The sequence below is a fragment of the Ornithinimicrobium jinqii genome, from assembly GCF_045032595.1.
Classification (GTDB): Bacteria; Actinomycetota; Actinomycetes; order Actinomycetales; family Dermatophilaceae; genus Ornithinicoccus.
Genome location: NZ_JBJFZS010000021.1, coordinates 115,533 through 134,586, shown reverse-complemented (window position 1 = coordinate 134,586; position 19,054 = coordinate 115,533). Strand labels below are relative to the sequence as shown.

At 72.1% G+C, this 19,054-nt stretch carries 19 protein-coding genes; 6 read left to right on the top strand and 13 right to left on the bottom strand.

Annotation, left to right across the window (positions count from 1 at the left end):
* Positions 1-5 precede the first annotated feature (5 nt).
* Complete coding sequence (locus ACI3ET_RS10430; RefSeq protein ID WP_405032974.1) at positions 6-635, bottom strand: TrmH family RNA methyltransferase; 630 nt, start codon at positions 633-635, stop codon at positions 6-8.
* Positions 632-1,228 carry a DedA family protein gene (locus ACI3ET_RS10425; protein WP_405033031.1) on the bottom strand — a complete coding sequence of 199 codons (597 nt, stop codon included), beginning with the start codon at positions 1,226-1,228 and terminating at the stop codon, positions 632-634. Before ACI3ET_RS10425 ends, ACI3ET_RS10430 begins: the two co-directional genes overlap by 4 nt.
* Before the next feature lie 193 nt (positions 1,229-1,421).
* Between ACI3ET_RS10425 and ACI3ET_RS10420 the strand changes: the two genes are divergently transcribed.
* Entirely contained in the window at positions 1,422-2,831 is a 1,410-nt protein-coding gene (locus tag ACI3ET_RS10420; protein ID WP_405032973.1) for a sunset domain-containing protein, read from the top strand.
* 352 nt (positions 2,832-3,183) lie between these two features.
* Entirely contained in the window at positions 3,184-4,575 is a 1,392-nt protein-coding gene (locus ACI3ET_RS10415) for a C40 family peptidase (RefSeq protein WP_405032972.1), read from the top strand.
* A gap of 33 nt (positions 4,576-4,608) precedes the next feature.
* Here ACI3ET_RS10415 and pyrE read toward each other — a convergent pair whose 3' ends face one another.
* Both pyrE and ACI3ET_RS10405 read right to left on the bottom strand, forming a co-directional pair.
* Entirely contained in the window at positions 4,609-5,154 is a 546-nt protein-coding gene (gene pyrE / locus ACI3ET_RS10410; RefSeq protein ID WP_405032971.1) for an orotate phosphoribosyltransferase, read from the bottom strand.
* 10 nt (positions 5,155-5,164) lie between these two features.
* Entirely contained in the window at positions 5,165-5,965 is an 801-nt protein-coding gene (locus ACI3ET_RS10405; RefSeq protein ID WP_405032970.1) for an SDR family NAD(P)-dependent oxidoreductase, read from the bottom strand.
* A 63-nt stretch (positions 5,966-6,028) separates the two neighbouring features.
* On the opposite strand from ACI3ET_RS10405, the gene ACI3ET_RS10400 reads away from it, so the two are divergent.
* The 3 genes from ACI3ET_RS10400 (at position 6,029) to ACI3ET_RS10390 (ending at position 7,656) form a co-directional block, all read left to right on the top strand.
* Complete coding sequence (locus tag ACI3ET_RS10400; RefSeq protein WP_405032969.1) at positions 6,029-6,445, top strand: SRPBCC family protein; 417 nt, start codon at positions 6,029-6,031, stop codon at positions 6,443-6,445.
* 9 nt (positions 6,446-6,454) lie between these two features.
* Positions 6,455-7,252, top strand: a complete 798-nt coding sequence (locus tag ACI3ET_RS10395) for an exodeoxyribonuclease III (RefSeq protein ID WP_405032968.1) — start codon at positions 6,455-6,457, stop codon at positions 7,250-7,252.
* A 200-nt stretch (positions 7,253-7,452) separates the two neighbouring features.
* A complete protein-coding gene (locus tag ACI3ET_RS10390) occupies positions 7,453-7,656 on the top strand; it encodes a cold-shock protein (RefSeq protein WP_405032967.1) in 204 nt (67 codons plus the stop codon).
* 77 nt (positions 7,657-7,733) lie between these two features.
* Here the strand turns inward: ACI3ET_RS10390 and ACI3ET_RS10385 are convergent, their stop codons facing one another.
* The 6 genes from ACI3ET_RS10385 to zupT form a co-directional block, all read right to left on the bottom strand.
* On the bottom strand, positions 7,734-8,963 hold the full coding sequence (locus ACI3ET_RS10385) for an MFS transporter (protein WP_405032966.1): 1,230 nt from the start codon (positions 8,961-8,963) through the stop codon (positions 7,734-7,736).
* Positions 8,960-9,541 carry an HhH-GPD-type base excision DNA repair protein gene (locus tag ACI3ET_RS10380; RefSeq protein WP_405032965.1) on the bottom strand — a complete coding sequence of 194 codons (582 nt, stop codon included), beginning with the start codon at positions 9,539-9,541 and terminating at the stop codon, positions 8,960-8,962. The genes ACI3ET_RS10385 and ACI3ET_RS10380 overlap by 4 nt, the downstream gene beginning before the upstream one ends.
* Positions 9,513-11,279 carry an MFS transporter gene (locus ACI3ET_RS10375; RefSeq protein ID WP_405032964.1) on the bottom strand — a complete coding sequence of 589 codons (1,767 nt, stop codon included), beginning with the start codon at positions 11,277-11,279 and terminating at the stop codon, positions 9,513-9,515. Before ACI3ET_RS10375 ends, ACI3ET_RS10380 begins: the two co-directional genes overlap by 29 nt.
* Before the next feature lies 1 nt (position 11,280).
* The gene (locus ACI3ET_RS10370) at positions 11,281-12,003 is read right to left on the bottom strand and encodes an LppX_LprAFG lipoprotein (RefSeq protein WP_405032963.1); all 723 of its coding nucleotides are present in this window, start codon (positions 12,001-12,003) and stop codon (positions 11,281-11,283) included.
* 74 nt (positions 12,004-12,077) lie between these two features.
* Positions 12,078-14,657 (bottom strand): ATP-dependent Clp protease ATP-binding subunit, encoded by a 2,580-nt coding sequence (locus tag ACI3ET_RS10365; RefSeq protein ID WP_405032962.1) that lies wholly within the window; start codon positions 14,655-14,657, stop codon positions 12,078-12,080.
* A 97-nt stretch (positions 14,658-14,754) separates the two neighbouring features.
* A complete protein-coding gene (zupT, locus tag ACI3ET_RS10360; protein ID WP_405032961.1) occupies positions 14,755-15,567 on the bottom strand; it encodes a zinc transporter ZupT in 813 nt (270 codons plus the stop codon).
* 122 nt (positions 15,568-15,689) lie between these two features.
* On the opposite strand from zupT, the gene ACI3ET_RS10355 reads away from it, so the two are divergent.
* Positions 15,690-16,211 (top strand): O-acetyl-ADP-ribose deacetylase, encoded by a 522-nt coding sequence (locus ACI3ET_RS10355; protein ID WP_405032960.1) that lies wholly within the window; start codon positions 15,690-15,692, stop codon positions 16,209-16,211.
* Positions 16,212-16,221: 10 nt separating this feature from the next.
* On the opposite strand, the gene pstB is transcribed toward ACI3ET_RS10355, so the two are convergent.
* The 3 genes from pstB to pstC all read right to left on the bottom strand — a co-directional run bounded on the left by pstB (position 16,222) and on the right by pstC (position 19,020).
* Positions 16,222-16,992 (bottom strand): phosphate ABC transporter ATP-binding protein PstB, encoded by a 771-nt coding sequence (gene pstB, locus ACI3ET_RS10350; RefSeq protein WP_405033029.1) that lies wholly within the window; start codon positions 16,990-16,992, stop codon positions 16,222-16,224.
* A 127-nt stretch (positions 16,993-17,119) separates the two neighbouring features.
* A complete protein-coding gene (gene pstA, locus ACI3ET_RS10345; RefSeq protein ID WP_405032959.1) occupies positions 17,120-18,043 on the bottom strand; it encodes a phosphate ABC transporter permease PstA in 924 nt (307 codons plus the stop codon).
* On the bottom strand, positions 18,040-19,020 hold the full coding sequence (gene pstC, locus ACI3ET_RS10340) for a phosphate ABC transporter permease subunit PstC (protein WP_405032958.1): 981 nt from the start codon (positions 19,018-19,020) through the stop codon (positions 18,040-18,042). Before pstC ends, pstA begins: the two co-directional genes overlap by 4 nt.
* Between the last annotated feature and the right edge of the window lie 34 nt (positions 19,021-19,054).

Below are 19,054 nucleotides of genomic sequence, written 5' to 3'. Positions count from 1 at the left end.
GTGTCTCAGCCTGCGGTGTGCTGCAACGCCCAGTGGTACATGACGATGGCCGCCGCGGCCCCGGCGTTGACCGAGCGCGTGGAGCCGTGCTGGGTGATCGCGAGCACGTCCTCGCAGGAGGCGAGCGCGGCGTCCGAGAGCCCGGGGCCCTCCTGGCCGAGCACGAGCACGCACTCGCGCGGCACGGCATACCCCTCGAGCGGGACCGAACCGGCCACGTTGTCCACCCCGATCAGGGGGAGACCGCGCTCGGCCGCCCACGCGGACAGGTGCGCCACGTCGGGGTGGTGGTGCTCGTGCTGGTAGCGGTCGGTGACCATCGCGCCGCGCCGGTTCCAGCGTCGTCGGCCCACGATGTGGAAGGCGGCGGCGTTGAAGGCGTTGGCGGTGCGGATGACCGATCCGATGTTGAAGTCGTGGCCCCAGTTCTCGACCGCGACGTGGAAGCCGTGACGACGGGTGTCGAGGTCGGCGACGATCGCCTCGTGACGCCAGTAGCGGTAGGCGTCGACGACGTTGCGCGCGTCGCCCTCGCGCAGCAGCTCGGGGTCCAGGTGGCCGGGCAGGTGGCCGTCCGCCCCGGTCGGCCAGGGGCCGGGCCAGGGGCCCACCCCGACCGCGGGCCGCTCGCTCACGGTCCCGGGGTCGGCGCCCGACCCTGGCGCAGGGTGCGTACACGGTTCACCACCCACCAGCTGACCGCGACCGCCACGACGACGAGAACGATCTTCTGGAAGACCCCGGCGTACTCCTCGACGACGTGCCAGTTCTCGCCGAGCTGGTAGCCGGCGACCACGAAGACCGTGTTCCAGATCAGGCTGCCGGCCAGGGTGAGGCCGGTGAAGACCGGCAGCGGCATCCGCTCGACGCCCGCCGGGATCGAGATGAGGCTGCGGAAGATGGGGATCATGCGGCCGAAGAAGATGGCCTTGCGACCGTGCCGCTCGAACCACGCCTCCGTGCGGTGCAGGTCCTCCATGTTGACCAGGGGAAGGCGGGACCAGACGGCGTGGAAGCGCGCCCGTCCGAAGACGGCGCCGAGGGTGTAGAGCAGGAGGGCGCCGACCACCGAGCCGGCCGTCGTCCACCCGATCGCCCCGGCGAGGGTGAAGCTGCCCTGGCTGGCCGTGAACCCTGCCAGCGGCAGGATGATCTCGCTGGGCAGCGGCGGGAAGAGGTTCTCGGCCGCGATGAGCAGCCCTGCGCCCGGACCTCCGAGCCGCTCCATCGTGTCGACGGCCCACCCGGCCACGCCGGTGAGGTCGGTCTGGGCGGTGCTGCTCACGTGGGTCTCCTCGTCGGGTGAGCGGCGATTCTCCCATAGCCCGACCGGGTGAATCGCACTACGGTGGGCTTGCGCCGCAATCCCTGCGGGTGCCTGAAGGACGCGGCCGGAAGGCCGTCACGAGGAGGAACGGCACATGAACGACACGACGAGATGGATCATGATCATCCTGCTGCTGCTGCTGATCGGCGCGGCGGTGTTCATGCTCCTGCGCAAGCCCGGCGGTGACCGCACGGACGAGAGCGTCGACTCTGTCGACCGTCGCCAGCTGGACCGGGACGCCTCGGACACCTCCGCCGACGCCCCCCGCGTCGAGACCGAGCGCAGCGTCTACGACCAGGAGGCAGAGACGGCCTTCGACGACGGTCGCGGCGAGGAGCACGACCGGGCCACCCAGGCGGGTGGGGTCGGCGCAGCCGCAGGTGTCGCCGGTGCCGGGCATGCCGCGTCCCGCACCGAGGACGAGCCCCTCGTCGAGGAGACCGTCGTGGAGGAGCCGACCGACCCCTACCAGCCCGATGCGAGTGCCTACGAGGGTGGCGAGCCGGGCACCTACGCCGGTGAGAGCTACCGCCCGACCACGGACGACTACGTCGGCGCGGAGAGCACGGACGCCGACGACACCACTGAGGGCTCGGGCTACGCCGGGACGACCTACGACCCCACCGGCGCCGAGATGTCGGCCACCGCGCCGGTGACGGGCGAACCGGTCCGCACGACGGACGAACCGTTCGTCGACGAGTCCGCCGAGCCGTACCAGCCCGCCGCCGGTGCCTACGAGGGTGGCGAGCCCGGCGCCTACGCCGACGACAGCCACCACACCGCCACAGACACCGACGACAGCCACCTGCCGACCAGCGAGGAGGAGGCTGCCACCACGACCGGCACCGACGACGAGGAGCTCTTCGACGACGGCGGTCGCGAGCCGGTCACGGAGAGCGAGGACAACCGCGAGCGCTCTCGCCAGGCCGCACAGATCGGTGCGCTCAGCGCCACCGGTGTCGCGGCCGCCGCGAGCTCGCCGCACGACGAGTCGGGCTCCGAGCACGTCGCTGCGGACTCCAGCTCTGCAGACGTCCTCCCGCTGAGCGACGACCAGGTGCGGGAGGGTGCCCGGCAGGAGCCGCTCACCGTCGAGGAGCAGGAGCCGCACGCGCTGGACGAGCAGGAGCCGCTCACGGCGGACGACTACCTCGAGAGCACCGACGACCAGCCCACCACCGAGTACCCCGTGGGCGAGACGACCTACCGCTCCGCCGACGGCGACGCGACGGTGGTGGACGACACCACTCACGACGATGAGGTGGCCGCCGACGGCGGTGCCCAGGAACCGTTCCCGGAGTCTGTCTACGGCCCCGGCTCGGCCATGCCTGCCGAGGACGGCACCGGCCCCGCCGGGTGGGAGATCAAGGGCAACGCTGGCTCGATGCTCTTCCACACCAGCGAGTCGCCCAGCTACGACGGCGTGCGTGCCGAGGTGTGGTTCGACAGCGAGGAGTCGGCACGCGCGGCCGGGTTCGCGCACTGGGACCGTCGCCGACGCTGAGCGCACCCCGTCAGAAGGGCCCCGCCGAGACCGTCGGCGGGGCCCTTCTGACGTCCCACGCGTCACTCCTCTCCGTGCCCGCCCCACCCGCCCAGAGTCGGACGGGACCTGAGAAACGGGTGTGACCAGCGAGAATCTTGCGAAGCCGGGAATGACACCAGTGTGATATCAGGGTGACCTGCGGGAATAGAACTGCCGTGTGAGCAACATCACCTAACTACATCCTTGTGGTTCCCGCACAAACCGCACTCACGCAGGTCAGGTGGGGTTGACCGCCCCCTGGAAGCCGGATTCACTGCAGGTGCTCGCCCCTGTGAGTGGTCCTGTCCCCGACCTCTGATGGATGTCCCCCATGCCGATTCGCGCTCGTAGTCTGTCCCGCACGCTCATCGCCGTCACCGCGGCCGCCGCGCCCGTGATGGTTCTTGCCCCCACGGCGCACGCCGCGCCGACGACTCCGCAGCTGCCTCGGTCCCCGCTCGGGCTCCGACCGACCGCGCCTGCCCCGGCCGCCCCGACGATCCCGCTCCCGACGGTCGAGCAGACGGTCACGCGCTGGGTCAGCGTCCCCGCCAACGTCCGCTCCGGCCCGTCCACGTCCTACCGGGTCGTCGGGAGCAGGACCACCGGCGACCGCGTCAGCGGCGTGCTGACCTCGAACGGCTGGCTCAAGATCTCCGACACGCAGTTCATGGCCCCCTCGGTCCTCACCTCGACCGACCCGGGCGGCGGCGAGACCGGCACCACCTCCGTGACCCGCTGGGTCAGCGTGCCCGTGGCCAACGTCCGCTCCGGACCGTCGACCTCCTACAGCATCTCCGGCACCCGCACCCAGGGGCAGGAGGTCGCCGGCACCCTGACGTCCAACGGATGGCTGAGGATCTCCAGCAGCCAGTTCATGGCGCCCTCGGTGCTGACCTCCACCGCGCCGAGCACCGGTGGCGGCGGAAGCTCGACGGTCACCCAGTACCTCGACGTGGCGATCGGCAACGTCCGCTCCGGGCCGGGGCTGGGCTACGGCGTCGTCGCCACGATGACCCGCGGCACCGAGGTGAGCGGCACGTGGACCAACGGCTGGCTCGACCTGGGGAGCGGTCGCTTCATCAGCGGCACCATCCTGACCTCGCAGGCCCCGGCCCCCTCGACGCCGGCCCCCGCCGACCCGGCACCTCCGGCCGCGAGCGTCACGCGCTACGTCAGCGCTGCGGTCGCCAACGTCCGGAGCGGACCGTCGACGTCGTACGCGATCTCGGGCACGCGCACCGGCGGCACGGAGGTCCGCGGCTCGCTGACGTCCAACGGTTGGCTGAAGATGTCGGACCGCGAGTTCATGTCGCCCACCGTGCTCACCACCAGCCCGCCCGTGGTCGCGCCCGCCCCGGCGCCGGCGCCGGCCCCCACGCCGCTGCGCGAGGCCCTGATCGCGACCGCCGCGCAGTACGTCGGCTACCCCTACGTGCTCTACGGGACGCCGCCGGAGGCCTTCGACTGCTCCTCCTACACCTGGTGGACCTACAAGCAGAACGGGATCAACATCCCCCGGACGGTGCGCGACCAGCGGACCTTCGTCATCCCGGTCACGGACCCCCAGCCCGGCGACCTGGTGTTCTACAAGAACTACTACCACGTGGGCCTCTATGCAGGACCGGGCATGAGCTACGAGGCGCAGAACCCCAACACGGACGTGGTCTACGGGCCGATCTGGGACGACGACGTCTGGTACGGGCGGGTCCCGGGCATGTAGTCCGGCCGGGGGTCGGGCACCTCGACCCCCGGCTCAGGCCAGACCGAGGTCGAGCATGCCGTAGGCGGCGCGGTAGTCCAGGCCCTGGGCCTGGATCATCTCCTGCGCGCCGCTCCCGCGGTCCGCGATGACGGCCACGGCGACGACCTCCGCCCCGGCCTCCCGGCAGGCCTCGACGGCGGTCAGCGGGGAGCCGCCGGTGGTCGAGGTGTCCTCCACCACCAGCACGCGGCGCCCCGCCACAGTCGGACCCTCGATGCGCTGCTGGAGCCCGTGGGCCTTCTCGGCCTTGCGCACCACGAACGCGTCGAGCCGGCGACCACGACGGTGGGCTGCGTGCAGCATGGCGGTGGCGACGGGGTCGGCGCCCATCGTCAGACCGCCCACCGCGTCGAAGTCCAGGTCGTCGACCAGGTCGAGCATGACCTCGCCGACGAGCGGGGCCGCCTCGCCGTCGAGGGTGATCCGGCGCAGGTCGACGTAGTAGTCGGCCTCCTTGCCGGAGGACAGGGTCACCGGGCCGTGCACGACGGCACGGCTGGTGACGAGCTCGAGCAGGCGGTCGCGGGCGGGGTCCATGGCGCCCAGCCTAGTGAGCGCGCGGGGCCCGTCCCCGGTCGCCGGGGCGCCGACGGCCGGCGAGCGACCCGGCGACACGACGGGTGACCCGCCGCGGGGCGACCCGCAGGAGAGCCACCAGGCCCTTGTAGGCGAGGGACGGCACCACGACCACCTGGCCCCGCGCCACGGCCTCCAGCGCGTCGGAGACCACGCGGGGCGCGTCCAGCCACAGCGCCCGGGGCAGCGCTGTCATGTCCATCTCCGCGCGCTGGTGGAACTCGGTGTGCGTGAAGCCCGGGCACACGGCGGTCACCGTCACCCCGTGGGGAGCCAGCTCGGTCGCCAGCGCCTCGGACAGGACCGTCAGGTAGGACTTCACGGCGGAGTAGTGCCCCATCACGGCGAACGAGGCCACCGACGACACGTTGAGGACCGCCCCCCGCCCCCGCTCGCGCATGCCGCCCGCGGCCGCGTGGCTGAGCACCATCGGCGCCCGGACCATGAGGTCCACCGCCGCCTCCTCCTCGGCCAGGTCGTTCCGGACGAAGCCGCGGCGTGAGCCGAACCCGGCGTTGTTGACCAGCAGGTCGACCGGCCGTTCGCGGTCGGTCAGCCGCTCCGCGACGCGGGCCAGGTCGGCCCGGTCGACGAGGTCCGCCACGAGCACCTCGACGCGCACGGCATACCTCGCCCGCAGCTCGTCCGCCAGGGTCTCGAGCCTGGGTCGGTCCCGCGCGACGACCACGAGGTCGTGCCCCCGGCCGGCGAGCTGCACGGCGAACTCGCGGCCGAGGCCGGCGGAGGCTCCTGTGACGAGGGCGACACCCATGAGGACAGGGTAGGCACCCGTGCCCACACGCGCCCGGCCGCCGCACGACCTAGGGTGGCGCGCATGACCGCCGGCTTCGAGCTCGAGCTGCACGTCCCCGACCCGCCCGACGTCGTCTGGGCCCGGCTGTGGGACCTCGACCGGCACACGGCGTCGGTCCCGCTGACCCGGGTCGCCGGACGTGTCGGACCGGGCGAGCGCTTCGTCGCCCGCACCTCCGTCGGTCCTCTCGGGTTCGACGACGTCATGGTCGTGCGCTCCTGGGAGCCGCCGCGGCGCGCCGTCGTCGACAAGGTCGGCCGGGTGCTCGCCGGGCGCATCGAGGTCGACGTGGTCCCCGACGGCCCCGGGACGGTGGTCCGCTGGCGGCAGGAGTACGGCGCACCGCTGGTCCCGGACCGTGTCGCCGCGCTCGGCGCTCCGCTGGTGCGCAGCGGCTACCGCCGATCGCTGGCGCGCATCGTCGGTGCCGCCACCTAGGGTGGCCCCGTGCGCATCGCCACCTGGAACTGCAACTCCGTCCGTTCCCGCGTCGACCGCGTCGTGGCCTTCCTGGAGCGGCACGACGTCGACGTGCTCGCCCTGCAGGAGACCAAGTGCAAGGACGAGCAGTTCCCGATGCTGCCCTTCGAGATGGCCGGGTACGAGGTCGCACACGTCGGCTACGACCAGTGGAACGGCGTCGCGGTCGTCTCCCGCGTCGGGCTCGAGGACGTGCAGGTCGGCTTCGAGGGGATGCCGACGTGGGGCGCGGGCGACGACGCCATAGCCGAGGCGCGCGCGATCTCGGCCGTGTGCGGGGGCGTGCGCGTGTGGTCGCTCTACGTCCCCAACGGACGCACGCTCGATGACCCCCACCTGCTCTACAAGCTGGACTGGCTCGCTGCGCTGCGTGCGGCCGGCGCCGGCTGGCTGGCCGAGGACCCGCAGGCGCAGGTGGCGCTGATGGGCGACTGGAACATCGCACCGCAGGACGAGGACGTGTGGTCGACCGCCTTCTTCGCCGGCCGCACGCACGTCTCGCCGCCGGAGCGGGCCGCCTTCCAGGCGGTCGTCGACGCGGGCTTCGCGGACGTGACGAGGGCGCACACGCCGGGGCCGGGGACCTACACCTACTGGGACTACACGCAGCTGTCCTTCCCCAAGCGGCGCGGGATGCGGATCGACTTCTGCCTTGGCAGCCCGGCCCTGGCGGCACGCGTCGAGGGAGCGTTCATCGACCGCGAGGAGCGCAAGGGCAAGGGCGCCTCGGACCACGCACCGGTGGTCGTGGACCTCGCCGGCTGAGGGGCCCCGGGGGCGCCGATGGTGAGTAGATCGCCATCTCGTGCTAGCGTTTCTCTTGGCTGCCGACACATCACCGCACGTTGAGTGCACCTCCCAGATCCCATGTTCGGGATGGTCCCTGCACCTCGTAGGGGTGATCGGTAGCCCGGAGTCACCCATCCGTGGTGCTCCGTCAGCAATCACGAAGTAAGGCAACACCAGTGGCAACAGGCACCGTGAAGTGGTTCAACTCCGAGAAGGGCTTCGGATTCATCGAGCAGGACGGCGGGGGCGCTGACGTCTTCGTTCACTTCTCTGCGATCGAGACCTCCGGCTACCGTGAGCTCCACGACGGCCAGAAGGTTGAGTTCGACGTCACGCAGGGTCCCAAGGGCCCGCAGGCGGAGAAGGTCAAGCCTCTCTGAGCTGATCTCCCAAGGATCTCTGAGGAGGAGGCCCCTGCACCGGACGGTGCAGGGGCTTCCTGCTGTCCGGGGGCGGTTCAGCGGCGGTCGCGCAGGGCGACGGGCAGCGTGAGCAGGCACAGCACCGCGGCCACCGCGAACCCCGGGCCGAAGCCGGCGCCGGTGGCGATCCACCCGACGAGCAGCGCCCCGACGGCGGTCCCCGCGTCGAAGCCGGCGTTCCACACCGCGCTGGCGGCGCCGACCCGCCCCGGCCCCGCCGCCTCGAAGGCACGCAGCATCGTCAGGTTCTGCAGCCCGCCGTAGGCGACGCCGGTGACGGCGCAGGCCAGCACCCACGGGACGACGGCAGCAGGGGTGAGCGGCTCCCGCACGAGCCAGGCGATCCACCCCACGCCGACCGTCGCGACCAGCACGAACGGCCAGACGAGCCGGGCGGGGCCGACCCGGTCGGCCAGGCCTCCGACCCGCCACCGCACGACCGTCGAGCTCAGCCCGAGCGCCAGCAGGCCTGCAGCGGAGAGCCAGCCGGCGTCCACGACCTGGGGGGCGAAGGTGATGACGGCCCCTCCGGCGAGCGTGACCGCGAGCAGGACGACGGTCGCTGGCAGGACGGCACGGAGGAGGCCGGGAACGGCCTGGTCCTGTCCCGCGACGCCGGTCCTGGCGGTGGTCGCGGCGGCGACCGGGTGGGGCACCGGGTCGGCGGTCGCCCGGTCCGGCAGGTGGCGTCCCAGGGCGTGTGCAGCGGGCACCCCGAGCAGCGGAAGCGCGCCGATCACGAACACGGGCCAGAACCCCCACTGTGCCGCCACCCAGCCCCCGACCGGCATGAGCACGACGTTGGGCAGCGAGAGGGCCAGGGAGTAGGCACCGACGGCGGCACCCCGCCGGCCCGGCTCCACGAGCAGGACGGCGGCCGCGCTGGCGGCCACGGTAAGGATCCCGAAGCCGCTCCCCCGCACCGCGGAGAGGGCAAGGACCGGGCCGAGGTCGGAGGACAGACCGAACGCCAGCGAGGGGGCGCCGAGCAGCACCAGCCCGAGGGAGAGCGCCGCGGCCCAGCCGACCCGTCGGATCAGGGCCGGGACGGCGAACTGGGTCGCGACGGTCGATCCGAGCAGGACGAAGTTGACGAGCCCCGCCCCACCGGGGTCGGACCCGCCCTCGACCACCCACAGCGGCGCGGAGGGGAGGAGCACGGCATACCCGGAGAAGCCGGTCAGCGCGAGGACCGCCAGCGCCACCATGCCGGGCACGGACCAGACGCCGCCGGTGGGGGCGGCGGCGGGGGGTGGTCCGGTCACTCCTTGGCGGCCCGGGCTGCGGCCTTCTTCTCCTTCTTCCAGGCACGGACCGCGCCGAGGGAGTCGGCGTCGGTGACGTCGGCGATCGACATGTGGACGCCGTCCCTGCCGTAGTCGCCCGCGGCCTCTCGCCACCCCGGTGCCTCGAGCCCGCGCTGCTTGCCGAGCAGGGCCAGGAAGATCCGTGCCTTCTGGTCGCCGTAGCCGGGCAGAGCCTTGAGCCGGCGCAGGATCTCGCGCCCGTCGGGCTCGCCGGCCGTCCAGATCGCCGCGGTGTCGCCGCCGTGGTCGCGCACCACCGCCGCTGCGAGCTCGTGCACCCGCTGACCCATCGAGCGGGGGAAGCGGTGGACGGCGGGCGGGGTCGCGCAGAGGGCGACGAACTCCTCGGGGTCGGTGGCGGCGATCACGCCCGGGTCGATGCTGCCGAGCCGCTCGACGATCTTCCGGGGCCCGTCGAAGGCGACCTCCATCGGGATCTGCTGGTCCAGCAGCATGCCGGTGAGCAGCGCGAACGGGTCCTCGCTGAGGATGCGGTCGGCCTCCGGCTCACCGACCAGGTGCAGCGTCTGGGTCATGGGCCGATCCTGCCACGACCCCGGCGGGTATGGCGTGCGCGCCCGGGTGGTGCACGCGGCGCACACCCAGGGCCAGTGCCACGACCGCGGCGAGCGCCGCCGCCACACCGGCGCCGGTCAGCACGGTCTGCACCTGGACGACCGCCGCGGCGAGGAGGGCGTCGGTGTCGGTCGGGTCGACGAGGCCGCCGACCTCCTGGTGGAAGCGTCGCAGCCCCCAGGAGGTGAGGAGCGCCAGGCCCACGACCATCCCGACCATCCGGGCGACGACGACGAGGGAGCTGACCGTGCCGTGGCCGTCGTCCCGGGCGTCGGCGAGGGCGGCGTCGTTGACGGGCGCGATGGCGAGGCCGACGCCGAGCCCGGCAGCAGCCAGGGCGAGGGTGGTGGTCGTCACGTCGTCGAGGGAGGAGCGCTCCCAGCGGGCCATCGCGAGGATGCCCACGGCGGCCAGCGCCAGGCCGGGGGCGGCGACGACGGCGGGGCCGACGTGGCGCAGCAGCCACCCGCCGAGCACCGCCCCCACCGGGACCGCGACCAGGAAGCGGACGAGGACGAGGGCGGCGTCTGTCTCGTCGGTCCCCTGGGTGAGCCGGGAGAGCAGCGGGACGTCGACGACGACGGCCACGATGGCGGCGCCGACGAGGAGGCTGACGAGGAGGGCGGGCCAGACGCGGCCCCGCACGACTCCCTGGGGGACCAACGGGTGGCGGGCCGTCCGCTGCCGCACGAGGAAGGCGACGACGCTGGCGGCGCCGAGCGGCAGGAGCCACAGTCCCCACGGACCGAGCACCTCGACCTCGGGGTCGGCGGTGGAGAAGGTGAGGACCAACGAGCCGAGGGCGACCGCGACGAAGACCGCGCCGAGCAGGTCGGCGCGCAGCAGGAGCGGGAGCCAGCGACGGGCGGTCACGGCGGCGAGCAACAGGGTCGTCGCCGCCGCGGCGGCCCCGACCGGGGTCGCCACGCGCGAGGTGGAGCCCTCCTCGACGCCGAAGGGGACGAACGGCCCACCCAGCTCGATGGACGTCGTCAGCACCTCGGGCGCCCACAGGGTGAGGGTCCAGGCGACGGCGGCGAGCGCCGCCAGGAGGGACGCCAGGAGCGTCCTGCCGCGCCGGCGGTCGGAGACGGACGCCCCTTCCCCCTGCGTCCGGTCGGGGGGAGACGGCTCCGGGACCGGCCGCAGGAGGGCGATGCCCAGCAGGCACACCGCGCCGAGCGCGACGTTGAGCCAGAAGATCTCGCGCCACCCCGCGACGGCGAGGACCAGGGCGCCGAGCAGGGGACCCAGTACCGAGCCGAGCTCCTGGACCGCGCCCACGACGCCGAGCGGCATACCCCGCCGTCCCGGGGGCCAGAGGTCGGCGACGAGCGCGAGGGTCGCGGGGACCAGTCCCCCGCCCCCGAGTCCCTGGAGGAACCGCCCCCCGACCATCACCGGCAGCTCGACCGCGGCGGCGGTGACCGCCGACCCGACGATGAAGACCACGAGGCACCACAGCAGGATCTGGCGCCGGTCGACGAGGTCGCTCAGCCGGCCGATCAGCGGGAGGACCGCGATGTACCCCAGCAGGAACCCCGAGATGATCGGCGTCCCCCGCTGCAGCGCCTCGATGCCGACGCCGACGCCGGCCATCATGTCGGTCAGCGCCAGCACGACGACGTAGGTGTCGGCCGCGGCCAGCGCGACGGCCAGGGCGGCGACGGTCAGCAGCGACCGGGGCCTGCCGGTCACCTCAGGGCTTCGTCACCGTGACCGGCTCGCCGTAGGCGTCCATGGTGACGGTGTAGGTCGAGGTCGCGGGCGGGTAGAAGAGGCCGGTGATCTCCACGGTGCGCACCTGCCAGGTGTCCTCGACGAGCCCGAAGACGACGTCGAAGTCGGAGCTGGCGTCACCGGCGTACAGCAGGTCGGTGACGACCTGCCCGGGCAGCGTGCCGACGACCTCCTGCACGGCCTCGGCACCCACCCGTGCCCGCTCGCCGAACTCCGGCGTCTGGATCTCCTGCAGCAGCCCCACCAGGCCGGTCTCGGGGTCGAGGAGCGCCGCCGGGTCGGGGACGCCCAGGTCGGCCGGGTCGGTCCGCACGTGCGCCGGCACGTAGGGCAGCTTGACCCACAGCTCGTCGTCGAGGGCGACCGTGGGCACGTCGGCCTGGATGCCGGAAAGCCGCGCGGTGATCGTCCCGGTGAAGGCGGGCGGCACCATCGTCCCGTCGCCCTCGGCGCTGATGATGTAGCTGTTCTCGTCCTCGGGCAGGTCCGCGCCGACCAGGCTGAGGTGGACCGACCCGGCCTCGGCGAGGACGTCGTGCGCCTGCTCCAGGCGGTCCTCGGCCGTCGGGGGCGGGGGGGTGATGGTGGTGGGCGCCTCGTCCTCCGGCTCGTCGCCGCTGCACGCGCCGAGCACGAGGGTGAGGCCCGCCAGCGCGAGCAGGGACCGGTGCGTGCGGGTCATGGGGCCAGTATGCAGCGCGGGCGCGCGGCGGCACGGGACGACCCACCCGGGCACGGTGGACGAGACGTCGGCGCTCACCGAAGGTCGAGCGACTCTCCGTCCGGCCCGACGTCCACGGTGACCTGCTCCCCGTCGCGGAGCTCGCCGGCGAGCAGCAGCCGGGCGAGCCGGTCGCCGATCTCGGTCTGCACGAGACGGCGCAGAGGGCGCGCCCCGTAGGCCGGGTCGTAGCCGCGCTGGGCCAGCCACGCCGCGGCCTCGTCGGTGACGGCCAGAGTGATCCGCCGGTCCGCCAGACGCTTGGACAGCTGCTCCACCTGCAGGCCCACGATGGTGGCCAGCTCCTCGCGGCTCAGCGCGTCGAAGACGACCACCTCGTCGAGGCGGTTGAGGAACTCCGGCTTGAACGACGCCCGGACGGCGGCCATGACCTGCTCGCGCTTGGTGCCGGCGTCCGTGGCCGGGTCGACGAGGAAGTGGCTGCCCAGGTTCGAGGTCATCACCAGGATCACGTTGCGGAAGTCCACCGTGCGGCCCTGGCCGTCGGTCAGGCGGCCGTCGTCGAGAACCTGGAGAAGGATGTCGAAGGTCTCGGGGTGCGCCTTCTCCACCTCGTCCAGCAGCACGACCGAGTAGGGCCGACGGCGCACCGCCTCGGTCAGCTGGCCGCCCTCCTCGTAGCCGATGTAGCCGGGCGGGGAACCGACGAGCCGTGCCACCGCGTGACGCTCGGAGTACTCCGACATGTCGATCCGGACCATCGCCCGCTCGTCGTCGAAGAGGAAGTCGGCCAGCGCCTTGGCCAGCTCGGTCTTGCCGACTCCGGTGGGACCGAGGAAGAGGAAGGACCCGGTCGGCCGGTCGGGGTCGGAGATGCCGGCGCGGGCGCGTCGGACCGCGTCGGAGACGGCACGGACCGCACCGCGCTGCCCGATGAGCCGGCGACCGATCACGTCCTCCATCCGGAGCAGCTTCTCGGACTCCCCCTCCAGCAGACGACCGGCGGGGATGCCGGTCCACGCCGAGATGACGTCGGCGATGTCGTCCGCCCCCACCTCGTCCTTGACCATCGGGGGCTCGGTGGAGGCGGACCCCCGGGCCTCCTCCTCCTGCGCGGCGACCAGCTCGGCCTCGGCGGCGGGGATGTCGCCGTAGAGCAGGCGGGAGGCGGCGGCGTAGTCGCCCTCGCGCTGCAGCCGGTCGCTCTGGGTGCGCAGCTCGTCGAGCCGGGCCTTGAGCTCACCGACGCGGTTGAGGCCCGACTTCTCCGCCTCCCACCGGCCGTTCAGGGCAGCCAGCTGCTCCCTCTTGTCGGCCAGGTCGGCGCGCAGGCGGTGCAGCCGCTCGACCGAGCCGGCGTCGTCGTTCTCCTCGGCCGCCTTCTGCAGGTGCATCTCCTCCATCGTGAGGCGGTCCACCTGGCGCTGGAGCTCGTCGATCTCCACGGGCGAGGAGTCGATCTCCATCCGCAGCCGGCTCGCGGACTCGTCGACGAGGTCGATCGCCTTGTCGGGCAGCTGCCGGCCGGAGATGTAGCGGTCGCTGAGCGAGGCGGCGGCGACCAGGGCGGAGTCGGAGATGGCGACCTTGTGGTGCGCCTCGTACCGCTCCTTGAGCCCGCGCAGGATCGCGATCGTGTCCTCGACGCTGGGCTCACCGACGAACACCTGTTGGAAGCGTCGCTCCAGGGCAGGGTCCTTCTCGATGTTCTCGCGGTACTCGTCGAGCGTCGTGGCCCCGACCATCCGCAGCTCACCACGGGCCAGGAGCGGCTTGAGCATGTTGCCGGCGTCCATGGAGGAGTCGCCGGAGGCCCCGGCGCCGACGACCGTGTGCAGCTCGTCGAGAAAGGTGACGACGCGACCCTCGCTGGCCCTGATCTCGCCGAGGACGGCCTTGAGCCGCTCCTCGAACTCGCCCCGGTACTTCGCCCCGGCGACCATCGCGCTGAGGTCGAGGGAGATGAGCATCTTGTTGCGCAGCGACTCGGGCACGTCGCCGGCGACGATGCGCTGGGCCAGGCCCTCGACGACGGCCGTCTTGCCGACGCCCGGCTCCCCGATCAGGACAGGGTTGTTCTTCGTGCGACGGGAGAGCACCTGCACCACGCGGCGGATCTCCGCGTCGCGGCCGATGACGGGGTCCAGCTTGCCCTCGCGGGCCATCGCGGTCAGGTCGGTGCCGTACTTGGCGAGGGCGTCGAAGGTCGCCTCGGGGTCGGCGGAGTCGACCTTCTTGCCACCGCGAAGGGTCGGGATGCGTTCCTGCACCGCAGCCGCGTCCAGCACCGCGAACTGGCCCGTGCGCGCGATCCCCAGCAGGAGGTGGTCGGTGGAGACGAAGTCGTCGCCCATCCCGGACATCGCCTCCTGCGCGTCCTTGACCACCCCGTGCATCGCGCGGGACAGACCGGGGTTGCCCATCGTCGTGCCGGACGCGGTAGGAAGTCTGCGCAGGACGTCGTCCGCGGCCTGGGCCGCCAGGGCGGCGGACGAGCCGGTGGACTCCAGCAGCGGGGCGGTGGTGGTCTCTCCCTGCTGGGCCAGGGCCCGGAGCAGGTGGGCGGGCTCGACCTGGGCGTGCCCGGCCGCGGCGGCGTCGCGCACGGCGGTGGACAGGGCCTCCTGGGCCTTGGTGGTCAGGGACAGGTCCATGGCTTCCTACCTCACACTCGTGCGGGACTGGGTCTGTGGGTGACAACCGGTGCAAAGTTGAGTGTATTCCGCTCAACTCTGTCCCAGCCCCTGCGGGTCAGACGATCGGCGCGGAGAGCAGCTGCAGGCTCAGCACCATGACCACCGCCCCCAGGAAGAAGCCGACGAGGGACTGGGAGTAGTGCGTCTGGTAGCGCCGGGCTGCAGGCAGGAGCTCCATGAAGCTGACGGCGAGCATCATCCCCGCGACCAGCGCCAGCGAGAGCACCAGCCACTCCTCCGGCAGCAGCGCCCGCAGCACCAGGTAGCCGACGACGGCCCCGAACGGCTCGGCCAGACCCGACACCGTGGCCCAGACCATGGCGTGCGTGCGGCTGCGCGTCGCCGCGTAGATGGGAGCCGCGACCGCCACTCCCTCGGGCACGTTGTGGATGGCGATGGCGACGGCCAGGGTGATCCCGCCCTTCGGCTGCTCGAGGGTGGCCACGAACGTCGCCAGACCCTCCGGAAGGTTGTGCAGGGCGACCACCGCGGCCAGCAGGACCCCGCTGCGCAGCAGCTGGGCGTCCTTCTCCCCCATGCTGATCCGCTCCAGCTGCTCGCCGCCCTCGATCTCGGCCGGGTTCAGGTCGTGCGGGATGACCTTGTCGATGGCGAGCACCGTCAACGCCCCGAGGAGGAGCGCGCCGCCCACCCACGCCCGTGCGGCGTCCTGACCGAGGACGTCTCCCATGGCGCGCAGCGCGGCGGGCGCGATCTCGATCACGGAGATCGCGATCATGAGACCGGCGGCGAAGGCCAGCGAGGCGGCGAGCACGTCACGCCGCAGCAGCCCGGAGCGGGTGCCGAGCCACCCCCCGACGACCGTCGACAGCCCGGCGAGCAGCGCGACGACGAAGGCGAGCGTCACGGCATACCTCCTCGTCGCTGCGCCGACCCGTCGCAGGCGCTGCGGCGATTGTGCCGCAGGTCGGTCCTCGCCCGGGTCGTGGGTCCGCCTCCCCGCGCCGGGTGAGGTGCCACCCTGGGGGTATGCAGATCAGCTGCCACCTGGGCGACATCACGACCGAGCGCGTCGACGCGATCGTCAACGCCGCGAACCCCAGCCTGCTGGGCGGGGGCGGGGTCGACGGGGCGATCCACCGGGCCGCCGGACCGGAGCTCCTGGCGCAGTGCCGGCGCGTGCGTGCCGACGACTGGCCCGGCGGGCTGCCGGTCGGGGAGGCCGTGGCGACCGGCGCAGGCGCACTCCCGGCGCGCTGGGTCGTCCACACCGTCGGGCCCAACCGGCACGCGGGCCAGACCGACCCGGCCCTGCTGGCCTCGTGCTTCTCGCGCAGCCTGGACGTGGCGCACGCCCTGGGGGCGCGCACGGTCGCCTTCCCGGCGATCAGCGCAGGGGTCTACGGGTGGGACGCGGCGCAGGTCGCCCACGTCGCGGTGACCACCGTCCGGGCGCACGGCCCCGCGGTCCCGGGCATCGAGGAGGTACGGTTCGTCCTGTTCGGGGCCGACGTCCTGGCGGAGTTCCACCGGGTCATCGAAGCGTCCTGACCGGGCGACCTCAGCCGAAGCGACCGGTGATGTAGTCCTCGGTGCGCTGGTCGGAGGGGTTCTCGAAGATCTGCGAGGTCTTGCCGTACTCGACGAGCAGACCGGTGCGGTTGCCGGTCGTCTCGTCCGGCCTGGCGGTGAAGAAGGCGGTGCGGTCCGAGACGCGGGCGGCCTGCTGCATGTTGTGCGTCACGATGATGATCGTGTAGTCCTCCCGCAGGTTGAGCATGAGCTCCTCGATAGCGGCGGTCGCGATGGGGTCCAGGGCCGAGCACGGCTCGTCCATGAGGATGACGTCGGGCTCGGTGGCGATGGCCCTGGCGATGCACAGCCGCTGCTGCTGGCCGCCGGAGAGGCTGTACCCGGAGTCCTTGAGCTTGTCCTTGACCTCGTCCCACAGCGCTGCCTTGCGCAGGCACTGCTCGACGTGGTCGTCCATGCTGTCGACCTTCATGCCGGTGACCCGGGGACCGTAGGCGATGTTGTCGTAGATCGACTTCGGGAACGGGTTGGCCTTCTGGAACACCATGCCGATGTGGCGGCGGACCTCGATGGGGTCGACCTTGGGTCCGTAGACGTCCTGGTCGTGGTAGAGCACCTTGCCCTCGACGCGGGCGCTGGGCACGAGGTCGTTCATCCGGTTCAGGCAGCGGAGCACGGTCGACTTGCCGCAGCCGGAGGGGCCGATGAGCGCGGTGATCTCGTGCTTGCCGAAGGCGAGGTCGACGTCGTGGACGGCGTGGAAGTCGCCGTAGAAGACGTTGAGTCCGGCGGTCTGCATCACGGGGATCGGGCTGTCCGGGATCTCGTGCCGCGGGATGGCCGTCGTGCGCCGCATCTCGGCGTGGTGGTCGCTCACGATGAACTCCTGGGTGGGGGGCGGGGCAGCAGGCGGGGCGGCCGAGGCGCTACGACTCACGGGTGTACCTGTTGCGGATCCAGATGGCGACGGAGTTCATCGCCAGCAGCACGCCGAGCAGCAAGATGATACCGGCGGCGGCCAGGATGCGGAACTCCTCCTGGGGACGGACCGCCCACTGGAAGATCTGGACGGGCAGCACGGTGTAGGCACCGGTGAAGAATCCGTCCGGGTTGTAGGTGACGAACACGGTCGCGCCGACCAGCAGGAGGGGTGCGGTCTCGCCGATCGCCCGGGACAGCGCGAGGATGGTGCCGGTGATGATGCCGGGCACGGCGGACGGCATCACCTGGTGCCAGATCGTCTGCCACTTGGTGGCGCCCAGGCCCATCGACCCCTGCCGCAGGGTGCTCGGCACGGCCCGGATGGCCTCGCGGGAGGCGAGGATGACCGTCGGCAGCACCAGCAGCGCCAGGGTCAGGGAGCCCGCGTAGGCGACGGTGCCCAGGTTCAGTGGTCCGCGCACGATGAACGCCAGGCCCAGGATGCCGAAGACGATCGAGGGCACGGCGGCGAGGTTCTGGATGTTGAGATCGATGAAGCGCACCCACCACTTGGTGTGGTCGGCGAACTCCTCCATGAAGATCGCCGCCGAGACGCCGATCGGCACCACGGTGACGATGAGGCCGACCATGACGTAGATGGTCCCGAAGATCGCGGACTGCATGCCCGAGGTCTGGCGGTCCAGCGTCGAGGGCATCTGCGTGATGAGGTTGGTGTCCAGGCGGGGCAGCCCGCGCAGGCCGGCCTGGATGATGACGGCGAGCAGGGTGACGATCGCGATGACGAGACAGAGGATCAGCAGGGCGTGGAACACGCCCTCCTTCCACTTTCCTCCCCGCGCAGCCGCGTCGAGGTTGAGCTCGGTCGTACGACGCGCCGCGGCGACGCCGGTGCGGGTTGCGCTGTTCATTCGTACGTCTCCCGGAAGCGGCGGACCAGGGCGATGCTGATCATGTTCATCACGAACGTGATGGCGAACAGGACCGAGCCGACCGCGAAGATGGTGTAGTAGGTCGTCGTGCCGGTCCCGATGTCTCCGGTGGAGGTGCGCGCGATGAAGGTGGTCATCGTCAGCACCGAGTCGTTGGGCCACAGCGTCAGGTTGGCCGCAGCCCCGGCGGCCAGCAGCACGATCATCGTCTCGCCGATCGCGCGCGAGATGCCGAGCACGAAGCTGGCGACGATGCCCGACAGGGCGGCCGGCACGATGACCCTGGTGGCGGTCTGCATCCTCGTGCTGCCCAGGCCGTAGGCAGCCTGGCGCAGGGCTGAGGGAACCGCGGACATCGCGTCCTGGGAGATGGAGGCCACCGTCGGGATGATCATCACACCCATCACGACCCCGGCCGAGGCGGCCGAGAAGATGCCCGGGGGCTCCCCCAGCTTGCCGGGCAGGAACGTGGGCCACCACTCCCGCAGCAGCGGGGTCACGAAGGTCAGGGCGAAGAAGCCGTAGGCCACGGTGGGCACGCCCTCCAGGACCTCCAGCACCGGCTTGAGGATCCTGCGCATCCGGGTGCCGGAGTACTCGCTCAGGTAGATCGCGGCGCCCAGACCGGCAGGGATCGCGATGAGCAGCGCCCAGATGGTCACGTTGAGCGTGCCGACGATCAGGCGCAGGACGCCGAAGCCCGGGTTGCCGGAGTTGGTGGGCGCCCAGAAGTCGGTGGAGAAGAAGTCGGAGGGCAGGACCCGGTTGAAGAACTCGATGGTCGGGGGAACCAGGGACAGCACGATCCCCACCGTGACCAGGACCGAGAAGGCTGCGCAGAGGAAGAGCCACCCGACGATGGCCTTCTCGCCGCGCCGGCTGGAGCTGGCGCTGAGCGACACGGCGTCGCGGGGATCCTGGGTGCGCGGATCCTGCGCTCGGGCGACGATGCTCATCGCGCGACCTCCTCGGTCCTGGTGCAGGGATGGA

Bases quoted from the DNA above. Each gene is read 5' to 3' on its own strand.
- ACI3ET_RS10425 (WP_405033031.1), bottom strand. From the start codon at position 1,228: ATGGAGCGGCTCGGAGGTCCGGGCGCAGGGCTGCTCATCGCGGCCGAG.
- ACI3ET_RS10420 (WP_405032973.1), top strand. From the start codon at position 1,422: ATGAACGACACGACGAGATGGATCATGATCATCCTGCTGCTGCTGCTG.
- ACI3ET_RS10415 (WP_405032972.1), top strand. From the start codon at position 3,184: ATGCCGATTCGCGCTCGTAGTCTGTCCCGCACGCTCATCGCCGTCACC.
- pyrE (WP_405032971.1), bottom strand. From the start codon at position 5,154: ATGGACCCCGCCCGCGACCGCCTGCTCGAGCTCGTCACCAGCCGTGCC.
- ACI3ET_RS10405 (WP_405032970.1), bottom strand. From the start codon at position 5,965: ATGGGTGTCGCCCTCGTCACAGGAGCCTCCGCCGGCCTCGGCCGCGAG.
- ACI3ET_RS10400 (WP_405032969.1), top strand. From the start codon at position 6,029: ATGACCGCCGGCTTCGAGCTCGAGCTGCACGTCCCCGACCCGCCCGAC.
- ACI3ET_RS10380 (WP_405032965.1), bottom strand. From the start codon at position 9,541: ATGACCCAGACGCTGCACCTGGTCGGTGAGCCGGAGGCCGACCGCATC.
- ACI3ET_RS10370 (WP_405032963.1), bottom strand. From the start codon at position 12,003: ATGACCCGCACGCACCGGTCCCTGCTCGCGCTGGCGGGCCTCACCCTC.
- ACI3ET_RS10365 (WP_405032962.1), bottom strand. From the start codon at position 14,657: ATGGACCTGTCCCTGACCACCAAGGCCCAGGAGGCCCTGTCCACCGCC.
- ACI3ET_RS10355 (WP_405032960.1), top strand. From the start codon at position 15,690: ATGCAGATCAGCTGCCACCTGGGCGACATCACGACCGAGCGCGTCGAC.
- pstB (WP_405033029.1), bottom strand. From the start codon at position 16,992: ATGCAGACCGCCGGACTCAACGTCTTCTACGGCGACTTCCACGCCGTC.
- pstA (WP_405032959.1), bottom strand. From the start codon at position 18,043: ATGAACAGCGCAACCCGCACCGGCGTCGCCGCGGCGCGTCGTACGACC.
- pstC (WP_405032958.1), bottom strand. From the start codon at position 19,020: ATGAGCATCGTCGCCCGAGCGCAGGATCCGCGCACCCAGGATCCCCGC.